Source organism: Alloyangia pacifica (assembly GCF_900116195.1).
Taxonomy (GTDB): Bacteria; Pseudomonadota; Alphaproteobacteria; order Rhodobacterales; family Rhodobacteraceae; genus Salipiger; species Salipiger pacificus.
This window is the reverse complement of the sequence record NZ_FOZW01000010.1, coordinates 147,628-172,124: the sequence shown is the minus strand read 5'-3', so window position 1 is coordinate 172,124 and position 24,497 is coordinate 147,628. Positions and strand designations below refer to the sequence as shown.

General features: G+C 66.5%; 20 protein-coding genes. 6 read left to right on the top strand and 14 right to left on the bottom strand.

Annotated features, from left to right (window positions below):
* Nucleotides 1–13: 13 nt before the first annotated feature.
* The 4 genes from BM397_RS20200 (at nucleotide 14) to BM397_RS20185 (ending at nucleotide 3,745) form a co-directional block, all read left to right on the top strand.
* Nucleotides 14–1,279, top strand: a complete 1,266-nt coding sequence (locus BM397_RS20200; RefSeq protein ID WP_092427648.1) for an ABC transporter substrate-binding protein — start codon at nucleotides 14–16, stop codon at nucleotides 1,277–1,279.
* A 121-nt stretch (nucleotides 1,280–1,400) separates the two neighbouring features.
* Nucleotides 1,401–2,264, top strand: a complete 864-nt coding sequence (locus BM397_RS20195) for an ABC transporter permease (RefSeq protein WP_092427650.1) — start codon at nucleotides 1,401–1,403, stop codon at nucleotides 2,262–2,264.
* Nucleotides 2,265–2,267: 3 nt separating this feature from the next.
* Nucleotides 2,268–3,107, top strand: coding sequence for an ABC transporter permease (locus BM397_RS20190; RefSeq protein WP_092427652.1), 840 nt, complete (start codon nucleotides 2,268–2,270; stop codon nucleotides 3,105–3,107).
* The gene (locus tag BM397_RS20185; protein ID WP_092427654.1) at nucleotides 3,107–3,745 is read left to right on the top strand and encodes an aspartate/glutamate racemase family protein; all 639 of its coding nucleotides are present in this window, start codon (nucleotides 3,107–3,109) and stop codon (nucleotides 3,743–3,745) included. The genes BM397_RS20190 and BM397_RS20185 overlap by 1 nt, the downstream gene beginning before the upstream one ends.
* 66 nt (nucleotides 3,746–3,811) lie before the next feature.
* On the opposite strand, the gene cobA is transcribed toward BM397_RS20185, so the two are convergent.
* The 14 genes from cobA to BM397_RS20115 all read right to left on the bottom strand — a co-directional run bounded on the left by cobA (nucleotide 3,812) and on the right by BM397_RS20115 (nucleotide 21,996).
* Nucleotides 3,812–4,615, bottom strand: coding sequence for a uroporphyrinogen-III C-methyltransferase (cobA, locus tag BM397_RS20180; protein ID WP_092427656.1), 804 nt, complete (start codon nucleotides 4,613–4,615; stop codon nucleotides 3,812–3,814).
* 10 nt (nucleotides 4,616–4,625) lie between these two features.
* Nucleotides 4,626–7,277 carry a nitrate reductase gene (locus tag BM397_RS20175; RefSeq protein ID WP_092427658.1) on the bottom strand — a complete coding sequence of 884 codons (2,652 nt, stop codon included), beginning with the start codon at nucleotides 7,275–7,277 and terminating at the stop codon, nucleotides 4,626–4,628.
* Entirely contained in the window at nucleotides 7,277–7,609 is a 333-nt protein-coding gene (nirD, locus tag BM397_RS20170; protein ID WP_092427660.1) for a nitrite reductase small subunit NirD, read from the bottom strand. The genes BM397_RS20175 and nirD overlap by 1 nt, the downstream gene beginning before the upstream one ends.
* Nucleotides 7,606–10,041 carry a nitrite reductase large subunit NirB gene (nirB, locus tag BM397_RS20165; RefSeq protein WP_092567412.1) on the bottom strand — a complete coding sequence of 812 codons (2,436 nt, stop codon included), beginning with the start codon at nucleotides 10,039–10,041 and terminating at the stop codon, nucleotides 7,606–7,608. Before nirB ends, nirD begins: the two co-directional genes overlap by 4 nt.
* Nucleotides 10,042–10,046: 5 nt before the next feature.
* Nucleotides 10,047–11,729: an ABC transporter ATP-binding protein gene (locus BM397_RS20160; RefSeq protein WP_092427664.1), complete on the bottom strand. Its 1,683-nt coding sequence runs from the start codon at nucleotides 11,727–11,729 to the stop codon at nucleotides 10,047–10,049.
* Between the two features lie 43 nt (nucleotides 11,730–11,772).
* The gene (locus tag BM397_RS20155; protein WP_092427666.1) at nucleotides 11,773–12,855 is read right to left on the bottom strand and encodes an ABC transporter permease; all 1,083 of its coding nucleotides are present in this window, start codon (nucleotides 12,853–12,855) and stop codon (nucleotides 11,773–11,775) included.
* A 125-nt stretch (nucleotides 12,856–12,980) separates the two neighbouring features.
* Nucleotides 12,981–14,342 carry a CmpA/NrtA family ABC transporter substrate-binding protein gene (locus tag BM397_RS20150; protein WP_092427668.1) on the bottom strand — a complete coding sequence of 454 codons (1,362 nt, stop codon included), beginning with the start codon at nucleotides 14,340–14,342 and terminating at the stop codon, nucleotides 12,981–12,983.
* 275 nt (nucleotides 14,343–14,617) lie between these two features.
* The gene (locus BM397_RS20145; RefSeq protein ID WP_092427670.1) at nucleotides 14,618–15,793 is read right to left on the bottom strand and encodes a CmpA/NrtA family ABC transporter substrate-binding protein; all 1,176 of its coding nucleotides are present in this window, start codon (nucleotides 15,791–15,793) and stop codon (nucleotides 14,618–14,620) included.
* Entirely contained in the window at nucleotides 15,790–16,377 is a 588-nt protein-coding gene (locus BM397_RS20140; protein ID WP_092427672.1) for an ANTAR domain-containing response regulator, read from the bottom strand. The genes BM397_RS20145 and BM397_RS20140 overlap by 4 nt, the downstream gene beginning before the upstream one ends.
* A gap of 226 nt (nucleotides 16,378–16,603) precedes the next feature.
* Nucleotides 16,604–17,926 (bottom strand): NAD(P)/FAD-dependent oxidoreductase, encoded by a 1,323-nt coding sequence (locus tag BM397_RS20135; RefSeq protein ID WP_092427674.1) that lies wholly within the window; start codon nucleotides 17,924–17,926, stop codon nucleotides 16,604–16,606.
* A gap of 12 nt (nucleotides 17,927–17,938) precedes the next feature.
* On the bottom strand, nucleotides 17,939–18,757 hold the full coding sequence (locus BM397_RS20130) for an ABC transporter permease (RefSeq protein ID WP_092427676.1): 819 nt from the start codon (nucleotides 18,755–18,757) through the stop codon (nucleotides 17,939–17,941).
* Between the two features lie 70 nt (nucleotides 18,758–18,827).
* Nucleotides 18,828–19,718 carry an ABC transporter permease subunit gene (locus BM397_RS20125; protein WP_092427678.1) on the bottom strand — a complete coding sequence of 297 codons (891 nt, stop codon included), beginning with the start codon at nucleotides 19,716–19,718 and terminating at the stop codon, nucleotides 18,828–18,830.
* Nucleotides 19,719–19,721: 3 nt separating this feature from the next.
* On the bottom strand, nucleotides 19,722–20,843 hold the full coding sequence (locus tag BM397_RS20120; RefSeq protein ID WP_092427680.1) for an ABC transporter ATP-binding protein: 1,122 nt from the start codon (nucleotides 20,841–20,843) through the stop codon (nucleotides 19,722–19,724).
* A 67-nt stretch (nucleotides 20,844–20,910) separates the two neighbouring features.
* A complete protein-coding gene (locus BM397_RS20115) occupies nucleotides 20,911–21,996 on the bottom strand; it encodes a polyamine ABC transporter substrate-binding protein (RefSeq protein WP_092427991.1) in 1,086 nt (361 codons plus the stop codon).
* A gap of 151 nt (nucleotides 21,997–22,147) precedes the next feature.
* On the opposite strand from BM397_RS20115, the gene BM397_RS20110 reads away from it, so the two are divergent.
* Complete coding sequence (locus BM397_RS20110) at nucleotides 22,148–22,801, top strand: GntR family transcriptional regulator (protein WP_092427682.1); 654 nt, start codon at nucleotides 22,148–22,150, stop codon at nucleotides 22,799–22,801.
* A gap of 105 nt (nucleotides 22,802–22,906) precedes the next feature.
* Nucleotides 22,907–24,307, top strand: coding sequence for an aspartate aminotransferase family protein (locus tag BM397_RS20105; protein ID WP_092427684.1), 1,401 nt, complete (start codon nucleotides 22,907–22,909; stop codon nucleotides 24,305–24,307).
* The last annotated feature ends 190 nt before the right edge of the window (nucleotides 24,308–24,497 follow it).

The following is a 24,497-nucleotide window of genomic DNA, read 5'->3' as shown; positions in this document are numbered from 1 at the left end:
AGGGAGTTAGGACATGACGACGAAGAAACTCAGCCGCCGGGGCCTGCTCAAGGGCGCCGCCGCCGCGGGGGCCGCAAGTGCCTTCCCGGCACCGATGATCTGGGCCCAGAACATCAAGGATGTCACCCTGCGCCAGTTCGGCACCGGGGTGTCGAACCTCAACGAGGTGGCGCAGAAGGTGAAGGAAGACCTCGGCTTCACGCTCGAGATGACCGCGCTCGACTCCGACGCCGTCACGCAGCGCGCCGCCACCCAGCCGGGCAGCTTCGACATTGCCGACATCGAATACTGGATCTGCAAGAAGGTCTGGCCGACCGGCAACCTGCAGGCCATGGATGTCAGCAAGATCAAGAACTACGACAAGATCGTCGGCATCTTCAAAGACGGCAAGCTGACCCCCGAATCGACCATCGCGCAGGGCACCGCGCCGCACACCGTGGGCTTCACCGATGGTCCCGACGGCACCACCTTCGCCTCGGAACAGACCAACTGGATGACCCTCATCCCGACGATCTACAACGCCGACACGCTGGGCATCCGCCCCGACCTCATCGGCCGTCCGATCGAGACGTGGGCCGAGCTGCTGAACCCCGAGTTCAAGGGCAAGGCCTCGATCCTCGACATCTCGTCGATCGGCATCATGGACGCCGCGATGGTCTGCGAAGCGATGGGCGAGATCGCCTATGGCGACAAGGGCAACATGACCCGCGAAGAGATCGACAAGACCATGGCGATCTTCACCGAGGCCAAGAAAGCCGGCCAGTTCCGCGCCTTCTGGAAGACCTTCGACGAGAGCGTCAACCTGATGGCCTCGGGCGAGGTGGTGATCCAGTCGATGTGGTCGCCGGCCATCACCGCGGTGAAATCGCGCGGCATCGACTGCGTCTACCAGCCGCTGAAAGAGGGCTACCGCTCCTGGGGCGGCGGCATCGGCCTGTCGAAGAACCTCTCGGGGCTCGAGCTGGATGCGGCCTACGAGTACATCAACTGGTACCTCGACGGCTGGGTCGGCGGCTTCCTGATGCGCCAGGGCTACTACTCGGCGGTTCCGGAAACCTCGAAGAACTACATGTCCGAGAACGAGTGGGGCTACTGGTTCGAGGGCAAGGAAGCCACCGACGTCATCACCAACCCGTTCGGCGACGCCATGGCGCAGGCCGGTGAAGTGCGCGACGGCGGCTCCTTCGAGGAGCGCATGGGCTCCGTCGCCTGCTGGAACGCCGTCATGGACGAGAACCAGTACATGGTCCGCAAGTGGAACGAGTTCATCGCCGCCTGATCCCTCGGGTCTGACCTTGTCACCTTGGTCCTGACCGAGATCGCCGCGCCCCGGATGTGCCCGGGGCGCGGCACCCATGCGGGCCCTGCCTGCATCACGAGACCCATCTTCCGGAGGCCCCATGCGCGCTGGCGAAACGAACCGACATCTCTCCGGCTGGCTGCTGGCCTCGCCCCTGACGCTGGTCCTGATCCTCTTCCTGGTGCTGCCCATCGCGATGATCGTCGTCGTCAGCTTCTGGCAGGCGACGGAATTCTCGATCATCCCGGCCTTCAGCTGGGAGAACTACGATTTCCTCTTCGGCTCGCCGGTGACCTACCGGGTGTTCGGCAACACCATCAAATACGCGCTGATCGTCTGGGCCTTCACGCTGGGGATCGGCTTCACCGTGGCCTATTTCCTCGCCTTCCACGTGCGCACCCAGACCTGGCAGATCGCGCTGTTCCTGCTCTGCACCATCCCGTTCTGGACCTCGAACATCATCCGGATGATTTCGTGGATTCCCTTTCTCGGGCGCAACGGGCTGGCCAACTCGGCGCTGATCTCGGCGGGCATCGTCGACGAGCCGGTGGAATGGCTGCTCTATTCCGATTTCTCGGTGATCCTCGCCTTCGTGCATCTTTACACGCTGTTCATGGTGGTGCCGATCTTCAATACCATGATGCGCATCGATAAATCGCTGATCGAGGCGGCCTATGACGGCGGCGCCTCGGGCTTCCAGACGCTGACCAACGTGATCATCCCGCTGTGCAAGCCGGGCATCATGATCGGCACGATCTTCGTTGTCACATTGGTGATGGGCGATTTCGTTACGGTACGCTTCATGTCAGGCTCGCAATCGGCCAACGTCGGCCGCCTCATCCAGAACGACATCGCGCTGCTGCAATATCCGTCGGCCTCGGCCACGGCGGTGGTGCTGTTGATCACCGTGCTGATGGTCATCGGCATCCTTCTTCGCTTCGTCGACATCCGCAAGGAGCTCTGATCCATGGCAACCCGCTCCCGCTCCTTCTACGTGCTCGGCGCTTTCTTCGTGCTGTTCCTGCTTTTTCTCTACGGCCCCACCTTCACCATCGCGATCCTCAGCTTCCAGGGGCCGCAGGGCGGGCTCACCTTCCCGATGCGCGGCGTGTCGCTGCACTGGTTCTTTGACCTCTTCCAGGAGCAGGCAGTGGGCGACATCTGGGGCAGCTTCCGCCGCAGTTTCGCGCTGGGGCTGATGGTCATGGTCACCACCGTCGTCGTCTCGGTGATGGGCGGTCTGGCGTTCCGCAAGCGCTTCGCCGGCAACGCGGTGCTGTTCTACCTGGTGATCACCGCGCTGGTGATCCCCTCGATCCTCGTCTCACTGGGCGTCGGCCTGATCTTCAGCCAGGCCGGATTGCCGATCCACTGGGCCAGCTCGGGCTTTGGCTCGCAGCTCACATGGACGCTGCCCTTCGGCCTGCTGATCATGTTCGCCGTTTTCAACCGCTTCGACAAATCCTTCGAGGAGGCCGCCCGCGACCAGGGCGCGAGCAACTGGCAGGCGCTGCGCCACGTGGTGCTGCCGATCATCGCGCCCTCGCTCATCGGCGTCGCGCTCTTCGGCTTCACCCTCAGCTACGACGAGTTCGCCCGCACCCTGCTGACCGCGGGCAGCTACAACACGCTGCCGCTGGAGATCTACGGCATGACCACCAATGTCACCACGCCGGTGATCTTCGCGCTCGGCACGCTGACCACCGCCTTCTCGCTGGTGATCATCGGGGTGTTCCTGCTGACGGTCTGGTCGATGAACAAGCGTCGGGCGAAGCAGGGCTCTGACGCGGGCAAGGGTATGGTCTGATGGCCTATCTCATCATCAATCCCAACAGCACCGCCGCGATGACCGAGGCGATGCTGGAGGTGGCGCGGGCCGCCGTGCCCGGCGTGACGCTGGAGGGCTGGACCAGCGCAGGCGGTCCTCCCGCCATCCAGGGCCACGCGGACGGGCTGAAAGCCGCGCCGCCGCTGCTGGAGCTGATCGACAAGGCCGGTGCCGAGGGGTTCGAGGGCATCATCATTGCCTGTTTCGACGATACCGCGCTGGAGCAGGCGCAGGCGCGTGCGGCGGTACCGGTGATCGGCATCGGACAGGCGGCCTATCACGCGGCGGCGCTGCGCGGCTGGAGCTTTTCCGTGGTGACGACGCTGCCCATCTCGGTGCCGATCCTCGAGGAGAACATCATCCGCTACGGTTTCGAGCACCTGCTGGGCAAGGTGCGCGCCTCCGACGTGCCGGTGCTGGCCCTCGAGGAGGACCCCGAGGCGGCGACCGAGGCGGTGGCCGCCGAGACCGCCCGCGCCATGGCTGGCGACGGGGTGGATTGCGTGATCCTCGGCTGCGCCGGCATGGCGAAGCTGACGGCGCATCTGCGGGCGCGGTTCGACAAGCCGGTGATCGACGGCGTGGAAAGCGCGGCGCGGCTGATCACGGCGCTCTGACAGCCCCAGATACTTCGACGTTTCGGAAAAGGGCTCATTTGCCCGGCCACTGTCAGCCGGGGTGCCTCAAGCGAGGGCTTTCGCCGCCGCGTCCAGCGCCACCCCGGCTTTTGCCATCTTCGGCCAACTCGCGATGATCGCCGCGCAGCCGGTCACCTCGTGCCGCGCCAGCAGCTCCGGCAGCTCCGCCAGACGCCCGGTGATGATCCGCTCGCCGGGTTTCGAGACCTCCACCGCGATGGTCAGCGGCGCGTCCTCGGGCATGCCCGTCTCCAGCAGGGAACGGGTGATCCGCTCCGACTGGCTCACCGCCATGTAGAGCGCCAGCGCGACACCGGGACGGGCGTGGCGGGCGCAATCGGGCATGGGGTCGCCGGCGCGGGCGTGTCCGGTGGCCAGCACCAGTGCATCGGTCTCGCCGCGGGTGGTCAGCGGGATGCCGGCGCGGGCGGCGGCGGCCATGGCGGCGGTCACCCCGGGCACGATCTCGGTCTCGATGCCATGCATCCGCGCGGCCTCGAGCTCCTCGGCGGCGCGGCCGAAGATGCCGGGATCGCCGGACTTCAGGCGCACGACATTGCGGCCCTGCAGGGCGGCGGCGACGATCACCGCGTTGATCTGCTCCTGCGGCCAGGAATGCGCCCCGACCTCCTTGCCGACGAAGACCAGCTCGGCCCGTGGCCCGGCCAGCGCCAGTACCTCGGGGTCGACGAGCCGATCGTAGAAGATCACGTCCGCCGATTGCAGCCGCGAAACCGCGCGCAGGGTCAGCAGATCCGCCGCGCCCGGACCGGCACCGACGAGGGCAATGGTTCCCTTGGCCGGCATCTCGTCCGGCGCGGCGATGGGAAAGCTGGGAAGAACGCTCATCTCGGGGTCCTCATTCTGCGGCTTCGGGAGAGACTTCGGGGGAGGGTGCCTTCGCGCGGGCCAGCAGGGCGGCCAGTTCGGGGCGGCAGGAGCCGCAGTTGGTGCCGGCCTGAAGCGCCGCGCCAATGGCGTCGACGCTCATCAGCCCCTGCGTCTCGATCCCATCGAGAATGGTGTTCACACCGACATTAAAGCAGGCGCAGACCACCGGGCCCGGATCGGGCTGGTCGGCGGGCGCGCGGCCGGTGAGCACGTGCGGGGCCTCATCGCCGGGCAGCGTCGCGACATGGCTGCGCATGACCACGACCGGCTCAGGCGAGACGAAGAGCGCGGCGAGCAGCCGGCCCTCGGCATGGAAGGCGATGCGGACGCTGCCCCGGCGCGGATCGTGAACCACCTGCGCCTCGGCGCGGGGCAGATCGAACAGGCGGCGCGCCTCGGCTTCCCAATCGGCGGGGGCGGTGCTGCCCGCCATTTCCACCTGCCAGCCGCTATGGGTGCGGGCGACGGCCCAGTAGTCGCTTTCCGGGGCCATCTCGGTGCAGGAGACGGCAAAGCCGTACCACTTGGCCTCGAAGGGCGCGAGCGCGACCACTGCGCCCTTGCTCTCGGGCTGGCCGGAGATCGGGTCTGTGACGGGGGGCACAAGCGCGTCCACCCGGGCCGCGGGCGCGGTCTCGCCGGTCCAATGCATGGGGGCAAAGACCTCGCCCGGCTGCACCTTGTCGGTGATCAGGGCCCGGAGCAGGGCGCTGCCGCGGTTCGAAGAGACCCGCACGAGGCTCGCAGGCGCAATGGCCAGCTCTGCGGCGTCCGCAGGGTGGATCTCGACGAAAGGCTCGGCGAGGTGGGCCGAGAGCCGCGGCGAACGTGCGGTGCGGGTCATCGTGTGCCACTGGTCGCGGATGCGGCCGGTGTTGAAGCGGAAGGGGAAGCGCGGCGCGGTCTTGTTGGCGAAGTCCTTCCACTTCACCGGCACCATGCGGGCGCGGCCGCTCTCGGTGTAGAAGGCTCCGTCGCCGAAGAACCGCCCGCCCTTGCGTGCCCCGGCATAGGGCCAGCGGAAGGGCGCGAGCGCGCCATATTCGCCATCGGTAAGACCCGCGTGTCCCGAGATGTCGAAATCCTTGCCGAAGCCGCCCGCGATGCCCGAGAGCGCGGCGTATTCGCGGAAGATCTCGGCGGGGGAGGCGTAGTCGAAAGCCGAGGGCCAGCCCATGCGCCTTCCCACTTCCGAGAGGATTTCCCAGTCCGGTTTCGCCGCGCCCGGCGCGGGCAGCGCGGCGCGCTGGCGCGAGATGGTGCGGTCTGAGTTGGTGACGGTGCCCTCCTTCTCGCCCCAGGCGGTGGCGGGCAGCAGCACGTGGGCGAGCCGGGCGGTGTCGGTGGCCGCTGTGATGTCGCTGACCACGACGAAGGGGCAGTCCTTGATCGCGTCACGCACGCAGTCGGCGTCGGGCATGGTCACGGCGGGGTTGGTGTGGATCACCCAGAGCGCCTTGATCCGGCCTTCGCCCACCGCCTGGAAGAGGTCCACCGCCTTCAGACCGGGCTTGTCGGGGATCGTCGGCGAGGACCAGAACTCGCGGACCGCTGACCGATGGGAAATATTCTCGATATCGAGATGGCAGGCCAGCATGTTGGCCAGACCGCCGACCTCGCGCCCGCCCATGGCATTGGGCTGGCCGGTGACCGAGAGCGGACCCATGCCCGGCTTGCCGATACGGCCCGTGGCGAGGTGGCAGTTGAGGATCGAATTGACCTTATCGGTGCCCGAGGAGGATTGGTTGACGCCTTGGCTGAAGACCGTGACCACCTTCTCGGTCCGCACGAAGAGGTCGTAGAACTGCTGCAGCGTGGCGGCGTCGAGCCCGGTGCGGGCCGGATCGTCGTCGGAAGCGGACTCCAGCGTCGCGTCGAACCCTTCGACATGCGCCATGAACGCCTCGTCCGCCGCGCCCTGCACGGCGATCTCGGTCAGCAGCCCGTTGAACAGCGCCACATCGGTTCCGGCCTTCAGCGGCAGGTGCAGGTCGGCGGCGTCGCAGGTGGCGGTACGGCGCGGATCAACGACCACGACCTTTAGGTTCGGGCGGGCTTTCTTGGCGGCAACGACGCGCTGGAACAGCACCGGGTGGCACCAGGCGAGGTTGCTGCCCACCAGCACCACGAGGTCGGCCTCTTCGAGGTCCTCGTAGGTGCCGGGCACGGTGTCGGTGCCGAAGGCGCGCTTGTGGCCCGCCACGGTCGAGGCCATGCAAAGCCGCGAATTGGTGTCGATATTGGCCGAGCCGATGAAGCCCTTCATCAGCTTGTTGGCGACGTAGTAATCCTCAGTCAGCATCTGGCCCGAGACGTAGAAGGCCACGCTGTCCGGCCCGTGCTCGGCGATGGTCTCGCGGAAGCGCAGGGCAACGAGATCGAGCGCGGCGTCCCAACCCGTCTCGATCCCGTTGACCCGCGGGGCCAGCAGGCGACCCGCCAGCCCCAGCGTCTCGCCCAGCTGCGAGCCCTTGGAGCAGAGACGCCCCTTGTTTGCAGGGTGCGCGGGGTCGCCGCGCACATCGAGCCCGCCCGCCCCGTCGGGGCGCAGCAGTACGCCGCAGCCAACGCCGCAATAGGCGCAGGTCGAGCGAATCTCAGGCAGGCCCGACCCGTCCATCACGCGGCGCTCCGCTTTCCGACGGCATGGCCGTCGAGCAGGATTCGATCCCCGTCGAGGCGCACCGGATAGGTGGCGATGCGGCCCTCGTCGGCGCCCTGTGCCTCGCCGGTGTTCAGGTCGAACACCCAGTTGTGCAGCGGGCAGGTGACCTTCTGGCCATGCACGATGCCCTCCGACAGCGGTCCGGCCTTGTGCGGGCAGGCGTTGGAGGCGGCGAAGACCTCGGCTTCGGCGGTCCGGAAGATCGCCACGCAGCCCACGGGAGTTTTGACCAGCCGTGCCCCGCGCAGGGGGATGTCGTCGATATGTCCGATGTCGATCCAGCTCATTCCGCAGCCTCCAGCGTGAGATCGGCGAGCGGGTGGAAGCGGCGTGCCACCTCCGGCTTGGCCCGCTCGGCCCATGGGTCCTTTTGGTAAACCGACTGGGAGAGGTCGAAGCGCTCGACCAGCGCCTGCCGTTCGGCGGCGTCGGCGAGGGTCTCTTTCACCCAGTCGAGCCCAACCTTGGCGACCCATTTGTAGGGCCGGTCGAGATACTTGGCGTGCTCGCGGTAGAGTTGCACGAAGGCGACGGTCCATTCGATCGCCTCTTGCTCGGTGGGCACATCGACCAGACGCTCGGTCTCTTTCACGTCCATGCCCGCGGCCCCGGCAACGCCGATCTGGAAGCCGCTGTCGACACACACGATGCCCACATCCTTGCAGGTGGCCTCGGCGCAGTTGCGCGGGCAGCCAGAGACGCCGAGCTTGACCTTATGCGGCGTCCAAGAGCCCCAGAGCCGCCGCTCGAGCGCGATGCCGAGGCCGGTGCTGTCCTGCGTGCCGAAGCGGCACCATTCGGAACCGACGCAGGTTTTCACCGTGCGCAGACCCTTGGTGTAGGCGTGGCCCGAGACCATCCCGGCCTCGTTCAGATCGTGCCAGATGGCGGGCAGGTCTTCCTTTTTCACGCCCAGAAGGTCGATGCGCTGGCCGCCGGTGACTTTCTCGGTGGCGGCGTATTTCTCGGCCGCCTGCGCGATTGCCATCAGTTCCTGCGGCGTGGTCATGCCGCCCCACATGCGGGGCATCACCGAATAGGTGCCATCCTTCTGGATGTTGGCGTGGTTGCGCTCGTTGACGAAGCGGCTTTGCGGGTCGTCCACATAGTCGAGCGGCCAGTCGGCGAGCAGGTAGAAGTTCACCGCGGGTCGGCAGACATGGCAGCCGTTGCGGGTGGTCCAGCCCAGTTCCTGCCAGACCGCTTCCTGCGATTTCAGCTCCTGCGATTTGATCAGGCGGCGCACGTCCTCATGGCTGAGGTCGGTACAGCCGCAAACCGATTGCGCGGCGGGGATGACGAAGTCATCGCCCAGCGTCGCGCCGAGGATCTGCTCGACCAGCCCGGTGCAGGTGCCGCAGGAGGCGCTGGCCTTCGTGGTGGCCCGCACCGCGCCGAGGTCCCCGGCGCCGGCGTTGATTGCGTCTTCGATCTGTCCCTTGCAGACGCCGTTACAGCCACAGATCTCCGCGTCACGCGGTAAGGCTGCAACGGCCGCCATAGGGTCCGCAGCGGCCCCCCCCTGGTAGGCCGGTCCGAAGATCAGCGTCTCGCGCATCTCCTCGACTTCGGTGGCGTCCTTGATGAGGCCGTGGAACCACGCACCGTCTGCGGTGTCGCCATACATGACCGCGCCGATCAGGCGATTGCCCTCAAGGATCAGCCGCTTGTAGACGCCGCGCGCGGGATCGCGGAAGACGATGTCCTCGCGGCCCTCGCCCTCGGCGAAATCGCCCGCCGAGAAGAGATCGCAGCCGGTGACCTTGAGCTTGGTGGCGACCTCCTTCTGCACGAAGCGGGCCTCCTCGCCGAGCAGGGTCTTGGCCAGAACCTTGGCCTGATCATAGAGCGGCGCGACGAGGCCGAAGATCGCCCCGGCGTGCTCGACACATTCGCCAAGCGCCAGAACGTCAGGGTTCGAGGTGACCATGTGATCGTCGACGACGATGCCGCGGTTCACCTCGAGACCCGCCTCCTTTCCGAGCGCCGTGCTGGGGCGGATGCCGACCGCCATGACCAGCAGGTCGCAGGGCAGCTCGGTGCCGTCGTCGAGCTGCAGGGCGCGGACGTGGCCGTTGGCATCCGAGAGGATCTGCTTGGAGTTGGCCTTGCAGTGGACGCGGATGCCCTTCTCGGTCAGAGAACGGCGCAGCAGGTAGCCCGCCGCCTCGTCCAGCTGACGCTCCATCAGGTGGCCCATGATGTGCACCACGTCGACCTCGGTGCCGCGCGCGGCCATGCCGGCGGCGGCTTCCAGCCCCAGAAGACCGCCGCCGATGACCACCGCGCGCTTGCCTGCGCCGAGGGCCATCATCGCCTCCGTGTCCTCGAGATCGCGGTAGGGGATCACCCCCTGCAGATCGTGGCCCGGAAGCGGGATGATGAACGGGTTCGAGCCGGTGGCGATGACCAGCTTGTCATAGGGCAGGGCCCCCTTTTCGCCGGTCACGACCTTCTTCTCGGTATCGATCGCCACGACCTTTTCGCCGAAGCGGCAGGTCACGCCGCGCTCTTCGTACCAGGCGGCATCGTGGGTCACGATCTCTTCGTAGGTCTTCTCGCCCGACAGCACCGGCGAGAGCATCAGGCGGTTGTAGTTGCCGCGCGGCTCGGCGTTGAAGAGGGTGATGTCGTAGGCATCGGGGTTTGCGTCGATCAGGTGTTCCAGCATGCGGCCAGAGGCCATGCCGGCACCGATCACGATGAGTTTCTTCGCCATGTCGGTCACTCCGCTGCGATGGCCTTGGGGGCCGGTTTGGCTTTGGGTTTGGCGCCGTGCTCGTATTCCTCGAGGAAATCGAGCACCTCCTGGCGGTAGGCGTAGTAGTCGGGGTGCTCGAGCAGCGCCTTGCGGGTGCGCGGGCGGGGCAGGTTCACATCGGTGATCTTGCCGATGGTGGCCTGCGGGCCGTTGGTCATCATCACCACGCGGTCGGCCAGCAGGATCGCCTCGTCGACGTCGTGGGTGACGCAGATCGCGGTGACCTTGGTGCGGCTCCAGACCTCCATGAGAACCTCCTGCAGCTCCCAGCGGGTGAGGCTGTCGAGCATGCCGAAGGGCTCGTCGAGCAGCAGCAGCTTGGGCGAGAGGGCGAAGGCGCGGGCGATGCCGACGCGCTGTTTCATGCCGTTGGACATGTCGGCGGCGCCGCGGTCCATGGCATCGGCAAGGCCGACCCGCTCGAGGTAGTATTCCACCACGTCCTGACGCTCGGCCTGCGACGCCTTGGGATAGACCTTGTCGACGCCGATGGCGCAGTTCTCGCGGGCGGTGAGCCAGGGGAAGAGGTTCGGCGACTGGAACACCACGGCGCGCTCGGGATCGGCACCCTCGACGTGGCGGCCATCAAGCTTGATGGCGCCCTTGGAGATGCCGTTGAGCCCTGCCGCCATGGTCAGCACGGTGGACTTGCCGCAGCCCGAGTGGCCGATCAGCGAGATGAACTCGCCGCGGTTGATCTTGAGGTTGAAGTCCTCGACCACCGTGAGCGGACCCTTCGGCGTGGGGTAGATCTTGTGCAGTTGCGAAAAGTCGAGGAAGCGCTCGTCGATCAGCCCTTCCTGCGCCTGCTGCACGGCGGCGGGCACGGCGTGGATCGGGGTGACGTTGGGCAGGATGCGCGAGCCTTCGACCTTGCCCTTGATGCCGACGTCCATGAGGTAGCCGGTGACCTCGGCGCGCAGTTTCTTGAAGCCCTCGTGGTGGTTCATCTCGCTGCGTTCGCGCGGGCGGGGGATGCTGACGCGGAACTCTGCACCGAGCGTGCCATCGGGGTTCAGCGCGATGATCCGGTCGGCGAGGGTGATTGCCTCGTCGACGTCATTGGTGATCAGCACGCAGGTCTTCTTGTCCTGCTCCCAGATCGCCTCGATCTCGTCGGCGAGGTTGGCACGGGTCAGCGCGTCCAGCGCCGAGAGAGGCTCGTCGAGGAGCAGCATCTCGGGCGACATGGCGAGCGCCCGGGCGACGTTGACCCGCTGGCGCATCCCGCCCGACAGCTCGGCGGGGCGGCGGTGCGTGGCGTGCGAGAGGCCGACCATCTTGATGTAATGGGCAGTTTTCTTCGCCTTCTCGCTCTTGGTCATCTCGGGGAAGACCGCGTCGAGCGCGAGACGCACGTTGCCTTCGACCGTCAGCCACGGCATCAGCGAGTAGTTCTGGAAGATCACGCCGCGCTCTGGGCCTGGGCCCTCGATGTCGAACCCCTTGAAGGTGACGCGGCCCTTGGAGGGTTTCTCGAGCCCGGCCATCAGGTTGATCAGCGTGGTCTTGCCGGTGCCGGAGAAGCCGAGGATCACGAGGAACTCGCCTTCTTCGACGCTGAGGTTGATGTCCTTCAGCACATGGGTCGCGTGGGTGCCCTCGCCGAAGCTTTTCGAGACGTTCTGGAACTCCAGGATGCTCATTGCTTTTCCTTTCGCGCTATCGCTTCGCTTGCTTGAGCGCCGCTCAGCGGTTGTTCGAGAAGGTGAAGAGGGACTGCAGGGCGAACATCACGCGGTCCAGCAGGAAGCCGATGATGCCGATGGTGAAGACCGCGACCATGATCTTGGCCAGCGAGGAGGACGAGCCGTTCTGGAACTCGTCCCAGACGAACTTGCCGAGGCCGGGGTTCTGGGCGAGCATCTCGGCGGCGATCAGCACCATCCAGCCCACACCGAGCGACAGGCGCAGACCGGTGAAGATCAGCGGCAGGGCCGAGGGCAGCACCAGCTTCGTGATCTTGGTGTAGGTGTTCATCTTGAGCACCTTCGAGACGTTCACCAGATCCTTGTCGATCGAGGCGACGCCGAGCGCGGTGTTGATCAGCGTCGGCCAGAGCGAGCAGAGCGTCACGGTGATCGCCGAGATCAGGAAGGACTTGGAGAACATGCCGTCGTTGCTGGCATAGGCGGCCGAGACGACCATGGTGACGATCGGCAGCCATGCCAGCGGCGAGACCGGCTTGAAGATCTGCACCAAAGGGTTGATCGCGGCGTTGGCGGTGGGCGAGAGACCGGCGCAGATGCCCAGCGGAATGGCGACGGCGGAGGCGATCAGGAAGCCGAAGAAGACGGTTTTGATCGAGGTCCAGATCTGCTGGTAGTAGCTCGGCGCGCCGGTATAGGCGACTTCCTTGACCTGATCCGCCTTGCCCGCGGCGATCAGCTTTTCGTTGCGCTGCGCCACCATGGTTTCGAACTTGGCCTGCTTGGCGGCCTTGGCCTGCGCGTCGTGGTGCAGGTTGACCGCCTCATCCCAGACCTGTGCAGGGCCGGGGACCGCGCCGAGCGAGGTCTGCACCTGCGGCGCCAGCGTGCCCCAGAGCACGAGGAAGGCGGCGATGGCGACAAGCGGAACGCCCAGCAGGCGCCAGACATCTTTCATCTGCGCGCGGGGGTTGTCGCCGGCCGCAGCCTTGAGCAGCGGGGTGATCCAGGCAAGGCCGAGGACCTTGAACCAGGCGTCCGCCTTGTTGATGCGGGTGAACAGACGCGCCCGGCGAGCCTCGCGCTCGGCGTCTCGGGCGAAATCGGGATCGACGGTGGTCATGGGTCCGGTCCTTGGTCTGGATGGCGCAGGGAGGGAGCGGCGCGCATCGGGATGAGGAAGAGGTTTGAAAGTCGCTAGGTATGGGAGGGGACCGACGTGAGGGTGTGGCCGGTCCCCAGAGGCGGTCAGCCCTGAACTTCGTTGCCGACCACTTTTTGCTCGCCTTTCAGGCCGATCGGCAGGCTGTCGAGGTAGGCGTTCGGGGCTTTGCCGTCGTAGGCGATGCCGTCGATGATGTCCTCGGAGGGGGTCGGTGCCTTGTAGCCGTCGCTGTCCCAGGGGAAGTCGGCTTCATTCGCCAGACCCTCGTCGACCAGCGCGCGGGCGGCCTCGAGGTAGATCTCCGGCTTGTAGACCGACTTGGCGACCTCGTCGTACCAGCTGTCGGGCTTGGCCTCGGCGATCTGGCCCCAGCGGCGCATCTGGGTCAGGTACCAGACGGCGTCCGAGTAGTAGGGGTAGGTGGCGTTGTGGCGGAAGAAGACGTTGAAGTCGGGAACTTCGCGCACATCACCCTTTTCGTACTCGAAGGTGCCGGTCATCGAGTTGGCGATCACCTCGGCGTCGGCGCCCACGTATTCCGGCTGCGACAGCATCTGCACCGCTTCCATGCGGTTTGCGTTGTCGTTCTCGTCGAGCCACATGGCGGCGCGGATCAGCGCCTTGACCACGGCCTTGGTGGTGTTGGGGTTTTCCTCGGCGAATTCGGCGGTGATGCCGAAGACCTTCTCGGGGTTGTTCTTCCACAGCTCGTAGTCGGTGATCACCGGCACGCCGATGCCCTTGAACACGGCCTGCTGGTTCCACGGCTCACCGACGCAGTAGCCCGAGATGGTGCCTGCCTCGAGCGTGGCGGGCATCTGCGGCGGCGGGGTGACCGAGAGCATCACGTCTGCGCTGATCTGGCCCGAAATGTTTTCCGGCGAGTAGAAGCCCGGGTTCAGGCCGCCGGCGGCGAGCCAGTAGCGCAGCTCGTAGTTGTGGGTCGAGACCGGGAAGACCATGCCCATGTTGAAGGGCTTGCCCTCGGAGCGGAACTTCTCGACCACCGGCACCAGCGCCTCGGCGCTGATCGGGTGCTGCGGCAGGCCGGCATCGGTTTCCGGGATGTTCGGCTTCATCATTTCCCAGACCTCGTTCGACACGGTGATGCCGTTGCCGTTCAGGTCCATCGAGAAGGGGGTGATGATATGCGCCTCGGTGCCGTAGCCGATGGTGGCGGCGAGCGGCTGGCCCGCCAGCATGTGCGCGCCGTCAAGCTGGCCGCCGATCACGCCATCAAGCAGAACCTTCCAGTTGGCCTGCGCCTCGAGGGTGACAAAGAGGCCCTCGTCAAGGAAGTAGCCCTGCTCGTAGGCGACCGCGAGCGGTGCCATGTCGGTCAGCTTGATGAAGCCGAAGGTCAGCTCGTCCTTTTCCAGCTCCTGGGCCATCGCCGGGGAGATGAGTGCGGTGGAAGTGGCGAGAGCGATGAGAAGTTTTTTCATTCGTCGTTCCGTCCCTTGTTGGTGGTCCGGTGCGAGGAGAGCCCGGACCAAATACAGAAAAGCCGCTGACACACCGTGACGGTCGTCACAGAGGTCGAGCGGCTTTGCTCATGGATCCCAGGCGTTGGGAGAAATCTTCGGGTCGGGCGCCATTGCCTGACCATGACAAAGCTTGTGCCCTAGCGAGCCACGCCGATCAAAGGAAAATCCTTAATCATGCGCTGGCGGCGAAGGTTTTTGCGCCGCGGCCATGCTGCATGCGCAAAAACGCGGCATCAGTTTGCGTGAGGATCAAAAATGCGGCCATCGAAGAATCTATCCGGGCCGAGAAAGAGCTTTCCCGATTCTGAGGCGACCGGGAGTTGCTCCGAGAGACTGCCCTCCAGTTTCGAGGAGGCACCGGGCAGATCCGCGTTGGTCCCGGCGAGCGCCTGGCGGTGCAGGTCCGAGCGGAAGGTGGCGCGGGCGGCCTTGCCGGCGGCCTCGGGGTCGAGTCCCGCACGGGTGGCGAGCTGGCGACCGATCCATTCCGCCTGGCTGCGCCACGGAAAGGTCGCCGCGCCGTGGTGGAACTCCAGCATGCGCGGCACCTGCCGCTCCTCGCCCTGCGCCGAGATCACCATGCGCCCGGTCAGCGCGCGATCGAGCACTTCGGCGGGCACCCCGAGATAGTCGGGGCGACTGAGTATCTCCGCGGCGAGGGAGCGCGAGTCGGGTTCGGCCAGCCAGCGCCCGGCGCGCCAGGTGGCGCGGATCAGCCGGCCGAGCAGTGATTGCTCGGTTTCGGCCCAGTCGCTGCGCACCGCCAGAACCTTTTCAGGGGCGAAGGACCAGATCGCGGTGCCCGGCAGCAGCAGGGTGCCGACACCGTTCTCCACCGCCATGCTGCCCCAGGGCTCGCCGACGCAGAAGGCGTCGATCTCGCCCGCTTCCATGGCATCGGCCATGAGCGGCGGCGGCACGGTGCGGACCTGCAGCGCCTCGGGCACCGACATTCCAAGCGCCGAGAGCCAGTAATAGAGCAGCTCGGCATGCATCGAGAAGGGGAACGGCACGCCGATGCGCAGCGTCTCGTCGGTGGCGGCGATCAGCGCCTCACCGGCGGCGCGCGCGTCGTTGAAGCCGAAGTCGTGGCCCTGCGCGCGCAAACGGTCGGCCAGCGCGTTGCTGACCCCGATGACATTGCCGTTGACCGACAGCACCGAGACCGCCGAGAGCGGCACGCCCGCGCCGCCAAGCCCGAGCGCGGCGGCCACTGGCACCGGCGAGAGCATATGCGCGGCATCGACCCGGCCAAAGCTGAGCATGTCGCGCAGGCTGGACCACGAGGGCGCGCGCTTGAGGTCGAGAGCGATGCCCTCCTCGGCGGCATAGCCCATCTCCTGCGCGATGATCAGCGGGGCGGAATCGGTGAGCGGGATGAACCCGACGGAGAGCGTGGTGGTCTTCATCCCAGCAGCCCTGCCGCGGTAACCAGCGCCTGCGCCACGTCGGCGACGCGCTTGCCCTGATCCATGGCGGCCTTGCGTAGCAGCGCATAGGCCTCGTCCTCACCGACCCCGCGGGCCTTCATCAGCATGCCCTTGGCGCGGTCGATCACCTTGCGCTCTTCCAGCGCCCGCTTGGTTTCCGCCAGCTCGGTGCGCATCCGCTGGAACATGCGGAAGCGGGCGATGGCGGCGTCGAGCACCGGCTTCACCCGCTGCGGCTTCAGCCCGTCGACCACATAGGCCGAGACCCCCGCCTCGATTGCCGCATCGGTGAGCCCGTCACCCGAACGGTCGACGAACATGGCCACGGGGCGCTCGAGCGGGCCGGAGGCCAGCGCCAATTCCTCAAGCGTGTCGCGCGAGGGGCTTTCGAGGTCGATCAGCACCACGTCGGGGCTGAGCGTCTGGATGCGTCGCGCGAGACCGGGAATCTCGGAGACGACGTGAATGGTGAATTCTCCGGCGTCGCGCAGGCTCTGCTCGATCAGCAGGGCGCGTTCCCGGTCGGTTTCCACGATGGCGATGGAGAGCTGGGAGGAGGACATGGCTTCTATCGGCCACGCCGCCGCGAGGTTGTAAAGCGGGCTCGTGTCGGGAAGGGGTCAGAAATCGGGCAGGTGGTTAATCTTTGGGCGATGGATGCGGGGCCGGGCCCGCGTTTCGGGTGTGGCCCCGCGTTGCCGGCGGCGCTCGGACCGATGGCACACCTCTGCGACCCGGCGGACCATGCCTTCCCGGCGTATTTGGAAAGCGAACGCGCCGGGGGCGATGTCAGAGATCGAAAAGGCCTGCACCGACATAGGCCGGGGCGAGCAGGGCGCGGCGAAAGCGGCCCAGCGGGAAGCGACTTGGAGGCGTTTTCAGCGCTGCGGGATAGGGCGTGCGCGTGGGTTTGCCCTGCACGATGTCTGAAAGCAGCAGGCCGGCGTGGCTGCCCATGGCGACGCCATTGCCGTGAAAGCCCATGCCGGCGAAGAGGCCGGGATGGTCCGGGACCGGCCCGACGAAGGGTGTCAGCTGCGCCATCAGGCAGACCAGCCCGGCCCATTCGTGGCTGATGGTCACGTCGCGCCAGGCCGGGAACATGGCGTGGAACTCGCGGCGGATGCGGGCGCTGATCGCGCGCTGGGCGCGGGGCGTGGCGGTGAGCCCGCCGCGCATGCCGAAGAGAAAGCGGTTGTCGGGCAGCAGCCGGAAGTAATGCAGCAGCTGGCGCGTGTCATAGGACATCTGGCGCGAGGTCCAGCCCGCGGCGGCGCGCTGCATCTCCGAAAGCGGCTCGGTGACGATGACGCTCGACTGCACCGGCAAGTAGCGCCCGCGCAGCCAGGCCGGCAGGTCTTCGGAGGAATAGCCGTTGGTGGCGAGGATCACCCGGTCGGCGGTGAGCGTGGCCCGCGGCGTCGTGAGGTGCCATTTGCCGCCCGCGTTGTGCAGCGCGGTGGCCGGGCTGTGGCCGTGCAGCGTGGCACCGGCGCCCTGCGCGGCACGGGCGAGGCCGGCGTGGTACTTGCGCGGATTGAGCGCGAAGCCGAGCGGTGTGGTCATAGCGCCGTGGAACGGACCGGCGAGGCCCTCGTCGGCAAGACCGTCCTGCGGCGTGAGACGCGGGGTGACGCCGTAGAGCGCGGGCATCGTCTCGGCCTCGGACTGCAGTCCCTTCCAGGCGCGCGCGGTGTGGGCGAGCAGGGTCTCTCCGTCGGAATGGGTGTCGGCCTCGATGCCGTGGTCGGCGATCAGCCCTGCGGCGGTCTCGATGGCGGCGCGTTCGGTCTGGCACCAGTCGCGCAGGCCGTCGTCACCGAAGCGCCGGCGCAGCAGGGCGTGGGACGCCTTGGCGCCGCCGAGGCAGCAGAAACCGCCATTGCGCCCCGAGGCGCCGTAGCCCGGATGGTCGGCCTCGAGCACTGCCACTTCGACCCCGTCCTGCGCCAGGTGCAGCGCGGCCGAGAGCCCGGTGAAGCCGCCGCCGATTACCGCGACCTCGACGTGGCGCGGCGCGGTGAGAGCGGCCCAGTCCATCGGCGGCACGGTGCCGGCCCAGAAGCAGGCGCCCTGCGGCCCGTAGGCCGCAGTTTCGTAGATGCGTTTCATCTCTGTGTTCCGTTACTCGGCGCGGATCGCCGCCTGTTCATCGCGCCGCTGCGCCACCGCCGCCCGCTTCGAGACGATCGAGGCGGTGATCACCCCGATGGTGACGATGGCGATCATGATCGTCGAGAGCGCGTTGATCTGCGGGCTGACGCCAAGACGCACCGCCGAGAAGATCTTGATTGGCAGGGTGGTGGCCGAGGGGCCGGTGGTGAAGCTGGCGATCACCAGGTCGTCGAGCGACAGGGTGAAGGCGAGCAGCCAGCCCGAGATCACCGCCGGGGCGATGATCGGCAGGGTGACCAGCCGGAAGGCCTCGAAGGGCGAGCAGCCAAGGTCCAGCGCCGCCTCCTCCAGCGAGCGGTCGAAGGTGGTCAGCCGCGAGGAGACCACCACCGAGACGTAGCACATGGCGAAGGTGGTGTGCGCCAGCACGATGGTGAAGACGCCGCGATCAAGGTTGAGGCCGATGAACAGCAGCAGCAGCGACAGGCCGGTGATCACCTCGGGCATCACCAGCGGCGCGTAGATCATGCCAGAGAAGAGCGTGCGCCCGTGGAAGCGCCCCGCGCGCACCAGCACATAGGCGGCCATGGTGCCGAGGATGGTGGCGAGGGTCGAGGAGAAGACCGCCACCTTCACCGTCACCCAGGCGGCATCGAGGAAGGCCTGGTCGCGCAAGAGCTCGCCGTACCACTTGGTCGAGAAGCCCGCCCAGACGGTGACCAGCCGGCTCTCGTTGAAGCTGTAGAAGACCAGCAGCACCATCGGCAGGTAGAGGAAGGCGAAGCCCAGCGTCAGCGAGACCGTGTTGAACCAGCTGAAGCGTCTCATGCCCGGCCTCCGGCTTTGTGGCCGGCGGCAGCGCCGGTGCGTATTTGGAAAGAGAAGAAGCGGGCGGTGCTCATCCTTCGGCCTCCCGCTGCTTCTGCTCGTTGCGCTGGAAGAGCACGATCGGGATGATCAGGATCAGCAGCAGCACCACGGCAACGGCCGAGGCAACGGGCCAGTCGCGGTTGGAGAAGAACTCCTCCCAGAGCACCTTGCCGATCATCAGCGTGTCGGAGCCGCCGAGCAGCGAGGGGATGACGAACTCGCCGATGGTGGGGATGAAGACCAGGAAGCAGCCGGCGATGATGCCGTTGCGCGACAGCGGCCAGGTGACCAGCCAGAAGGCCTCGAGCCGCGAGCAGCCGAGATCCTCGGCCGCCTCGAGCAGCGAGCCGTCGAGTTTTTCCAGCGCCGAGTAGATCGGCAGGATCATGAAGGGCAGGTAGGTATAGACCACGCCGATGTAGACCGCGGTGGTGGTGTTCATGATCTGCAGCGGCGTATCGATGATGCCGAGCCACATCAGAAGCTGGTTCAGCACGCCCTCGTTCGACAGGATCCCCATCCAAGAGTAGACGCGGATCAGGAACGACGTCCAGAACGGCAGGATCACCAGCATCAGCAGCGTCGGGCGCCATTCCTCGGGGGCGCGGGCCATGGCATAGGCCACCGGGTAGCCGACGAGCAGTGTCAGGAAGGTCGACACGAGGGCGATCTTCAGGGACGACAGATAGGCCTTCCAGTAGAGATCGTCGGTGGTCAGGAAGGCGAAATTCTCGAAATCGAGCTCCGAGAAGAAGCTCTTCAGCCCCTCCCAGCCGGCCGCAGGATCGAGCTGCGGCATGTAGGGCGGGCGGGCCAGCGCGATGTCCGAGAGCGAGATCTTCAGGACGATCAGGAAGGGCACCAGGAAGAGCGCCAGCAACCACAGGTAGGGGATCGCGATGAGGGTGAAGCGGCGCATGGCTTACTCCTCGAGCACGACACCGGCGGTGTCGGTGAAGCCGACCCAGACCTCGTCTTCCCAGGTGATCGGGCGATTGGCGAGGCGGCGGGCGTTGACCATCTGCGCCTTGATCATCTGACCGCCGGCGAGCTCGACGTGGTAGGTCGAGATATTGCCGAGGTAGGCGATGTCGATGACCTTGCCGCGGAAGGTGTTGGGGCGGTCGGGCTTCTCGACGTCGATGGTGACCTTCTCGGGACGGATGGCGAAATGCACGCTCTGCCCGGCCTCGACGCTCTTGGCGGGCGTCGCGAGGATCGGCGGCTGGCCCTCGGCCCAGGCGATGCCGGTCTTGAGGCCGGGCTGGGTGGCGCGCCCCTCGATGATGTTCACGTCGCCGATGAAGTCGGCGACGTAGACCGAGTTGGGCGCCTCGTAGATCTCGGCGGGGGTGGCGACCTGCACGAGGTTGCCCTCGTCCATCACCGCGATGCGCGAGGCCACGGTCATCGCTTCTTCCTGGTCGTGGGTGACGATGACGAAGGTGGTGCCGGTCTTTTCCTGGATGTCCATCAGCTCGAACTGGGTCTGCTCGCGCAGCTTCTTGTCGAGCGCGCCGAGCGGCTCGTCGAGGAGCAGCAGCTTCGGCGCCTTGGCGAGCGAGCGGGCCAGCGCGACGCGCTGGCGCTGGCCGCCGGAAATCTGGTGCGGCTTGCGCTTGGCGAACTTGGTGAGCCGGGTGAGGCGCAGCATCTCCTCGACGCGGTCGCCGATGAAGGCCTTGTCCTTGCTCTCGCGCTTCAGCCCGAAGGCGATGTTGTCCCAGATCGACAGGTGCGGGAACAGCGCGTAGCTCTGGAACATCATGTTCACCGGGCGCTGGTTCGGCGGCACGTGGCCGATGTCCTTGCCCGACAGGAAGATATGGCCCGAGGTGGCCGTCTCGAACCCTGCCAGCATCCGCATCATCGTGGTCTTGCCGCAGCCGGAGGGGCCGAGCAGGGCGAAGAACTCGCGCTCGAAGATGTTCAGCGACAGATCGTGGATCGCGGTGAAGTCGCCGAAACTCTTGGTGACGTTGCGAAACTCGATGATCGGTTTCTGGTCCGGGTCGGTCCAGGGGGCAAAGGCGGTCTGAGCCATACGGGAGGATCCTGTCATGAAAATGGCCCGCCCCCCGGTTGGGAAGGGCGGGCCCGATGCGTCAGGCTCAGGAGCCGGACTTGATCTTGGTCCAGAGGCGGGTCACCACGCGCTGAACCTTCGGCTCGTAGGGGGTGGTGGTGAACAGGTTCCCCAGCGCTTCCTCCGAAGGGTAGATCGCCGGATCGCCGATCACGTCCTCGGACAGGAACTCCTGCGACGCCTTGTTGCCGTTGGCGTAGTAGACGTAGTTCGACGCCGCCGCCATGTTCTCGGGATCCATGATGAAGTTCAGGAACTTGTGCGCCGCGTCGGGGTTCGGCGCATCGACCGGGATGGCCATCTCGTCGAACCACATCTGCGCGCCTTCCTTCGGCGCGTTGTAGGCCACTTCGACGCCGTTGTCGGCCTCGGCGGCGCGGTCACGCGCCTGCAGGATGTCGCCCGACCAGCCCACGGCCACGCAGATGTCGCCGTTGGCGAGCGCGTTGATGTACTCGGACGAGTGGAACTTGGAGATGTAGGGGCGGATCGCCATGTAGACCGGCTCTGCCTTGGCGATCACGTCGGGATCGTGGCTGTCCGGGTCCTCGCCGATGTACTGCAGCGCGGCGGGGATCATCTCGGAGGGCGCATCCAGGAAATAGACGCCGCATTCCGCCAGCTTTTCCATGTTCTCGGGCTTGAACACCAGGTCCCAGCTGTCGATCGGGGCGTCCTCGCCGAGGATCTCCTGCACCTTGGGGACGTTCACGCCGAGGCCGGTGGTGCCCCACATGTAGTTGATCGCGTATTCGTTTCCGGGGTCGTACTTGGCGGTCCGTTCCGAGATGACGTCCCACATGTTCTCGATGTTCGGCAGCTTCGACTTGTCGAGCTTCTGGAACGAGCCCGCGGCGATCTGGCGCTGCAGGAAGGTGCCGGTGGGCACCACCACGTCGTAGCCCGAGCCGCCGGCGAGCATCTTGGTCTCGAGGACCTCGTTGCTGTCGAAGACGTCGTAGATCAGGTCGATGCCGGTTTCGGCCTCGAATTTCTCGAGAAGCGATTCGTCGATGTAGTCGGACCAGTTGTAGACCCGGACTTCTTCGGCCTGGGCCGAGGCGGCCGCGAGCGCAAGCCCTGCGGTGAAAGTGAGAAGAGATGTCTTCATCATGTGCTCCCGTTGGTGGCGGGGTCTTCCACGCCCCGTTCCCGAATTTGATCAAATGTTGCATCTCTTGGCAACATCCCGGATGTTTCCACGAGGCGCGTCAGCGTGCAAGATGACGTTGCGGCGGATATGATCAAACGAAAGGCAGCTGATGAATATGAGGGCAGAAGGTGCGGGGCCCCCGGCGCATGAGCTGGTTTACCGGCGTCTGCGCGAGATGGTGCTCTTCGGCGAGCTGGAGCCGGGGCAGGCGGTGACCATCCAGGGACTCGTCGAGCAGCTCGGTGCGGGGATGACGCCCGTGCGCGAGGCGCTGCGCCGGTTGATTTCCGAAGGCGCGCTGGCCTTTCGCGGCAACCGCCGCATTCTCGTGCCGGTGCTGGACGCGGACGCGGTGGAGCAGCTGCTGCTCGCGCGCGTCGCGCTGGAGCCGCAGCTGGCGCGCCGCGCCGCCGAGCGCTGCACCCCGGAGGACATCGATCGGCTGCGCGCGACCGACGCACGCCTGGACCACGCCATCGCGCGTGGCGACGTGCGCGGATACCTCGAAGAGAATCATCGGTTCCACGCCGAGCTCAACGCCATTGCCGCCGCGCCGATCCTGACCGAGTTGGTCGAGGGGCTGTGGCTGCGCTTCGGTCCGTCGCTGCGGGTGGTCTGCGGCATGTTCGGCACGCGCAACCTTCCGGACCGCCACAAGGACTTGCTGGACGCGCTGGCGCGCGGCGATGCGGCGGCGGCGGCTGACGCGATGGAAGGCGACGTGGTGCAGGGGATGACCCAGATCCGCGAGGGGCTGGGCTGATTCGAGCGCCGCGCCGCGTGACTGCGATTGACGCGGAATAATTTGATCATATTATTGGCGACAGCTTTCCGAACAGTCGACCCGACGCAATGAAAGGTGTCCGCCATGACGCTCATCTCCGTGAACTCGCCGACCTCCGAGCTGCAGGCTCTGGACGCGGCGCACCACATGCACCCCTTCACCACCGGTGCCGACCTTGCCCGCAAGGGGGCCCGGGTGATCACCCGCGCCGAGGGCTGCTGGCTGACCGACAGCGAGGGTGAGCGCATCCTCGACGGCATGGCGGGCCTTTGGTGCGTGAACGCCGGCTATGGCCGTAAGGAACTGGCGCAGGCCGCGGCCCGCCAGATGGAAGAGCTGCCCTATTACAATACCTTCTTCATGACGACCCACGTGCCGGTCATCCAGCTCTCGGCGAAGATCGCCGAGCTGGCGCCGGGTGATCTGAACACGGTGTTCTACGCGTCGTCGGGGTCCGAGGCGAATGACACCAACATCCGCCTCGTGCGGACCTACTGGGCCGAGAAGGGCCAGCCCGAGCGCGACGTGATCATCAGCCGCTGGAACGGCTACCACGGCTCCTCGGTGGGCTCGGGCTCGCTTGGCGGGATGAAGGGCATGCACGCGCAGGGTGGCCTGCCGATCCCCGGCATTCACCACATCGACCAGCCGCATTGGTACGCCGAGGGCGGCGACATGTCCCCCGAGGAGTTCGGCCTCGAGCGCGCCCGCCAGCTGGAAGCCAAGATCGAGGAGATCGGGCCGCACCGCGTCGGCGCCTTCATCGCCGAACCGATCCAGGGCGCCGGCGGGGTGATCATCCCGCCCGAGACCTACTGGCCGGAAATCAACCGTATCGTGAAGAAATACGGCATCCTGCTGATCGCCGACGAGGTGATCTGCGGTTTCGGGCGCACCGGCAACTGGTTCGGCTCGCAGACCATGGGCATCGAGCCCGACATCATGACCATCGCCAAGGGCCTGTCGTCGGGCTACCAGCCGATCGGCGGCTCGATCCTGTCGGACGAAGTGGCCAGTGTCATCGCGAAGACCGAGTTCAACCACGGCTACACCTACTCGGGTCACCCGGTGGCCTGCGCCGTGGCGCTGGAGAACCTGCGCATCCTCGAGGAAGAGAAGATCGTCGACCGCGTGCGCGAGGAGACCGGCCCCTACCTCAAGGCGAAATTCGAGAGCCTGACCGACCACCCGCTGGTCGGCGAGGCGAAGATCGCCGGCATGATGGGCTCGATCGCGCTGACCCCGGACAAGGCCGCCCGCGCGCCCTTCGCCGCCGAGGCGGGCACCGCCGGTTTCATCACCCGCGAGCGCTGCTTTGCCAACAACCTGATCATGCGCCACGTCTACGACCGGATGATCATCTCGCCGCCGCTGGTGATCTCGAAAGAGGAGATCGACGTGCTGATCTCGCGTGCCTGGAAGGCGCTCGACGAGGCGCATGCCGAGCTGAAGGCGCAGGGGCTGATGAAGGCGGGCACCCGCTGAGCGCGGAAGAGGGGGCGCTGCCCCCTCGCCCTCCGGGCTCACCCCCGGGATATTTTGGACATGTGGAAGGCCGGGGGCACGCAAGCCGCCGGCCTTTTTCGTGTTCGGTCGTTTTGGGCGCAGGCAGCGTCCCTTGCGTCTGAGGTTATCTCTCCCCGTGCGGCCGTGCGCCGGTGGGTCCTGTTCCTTC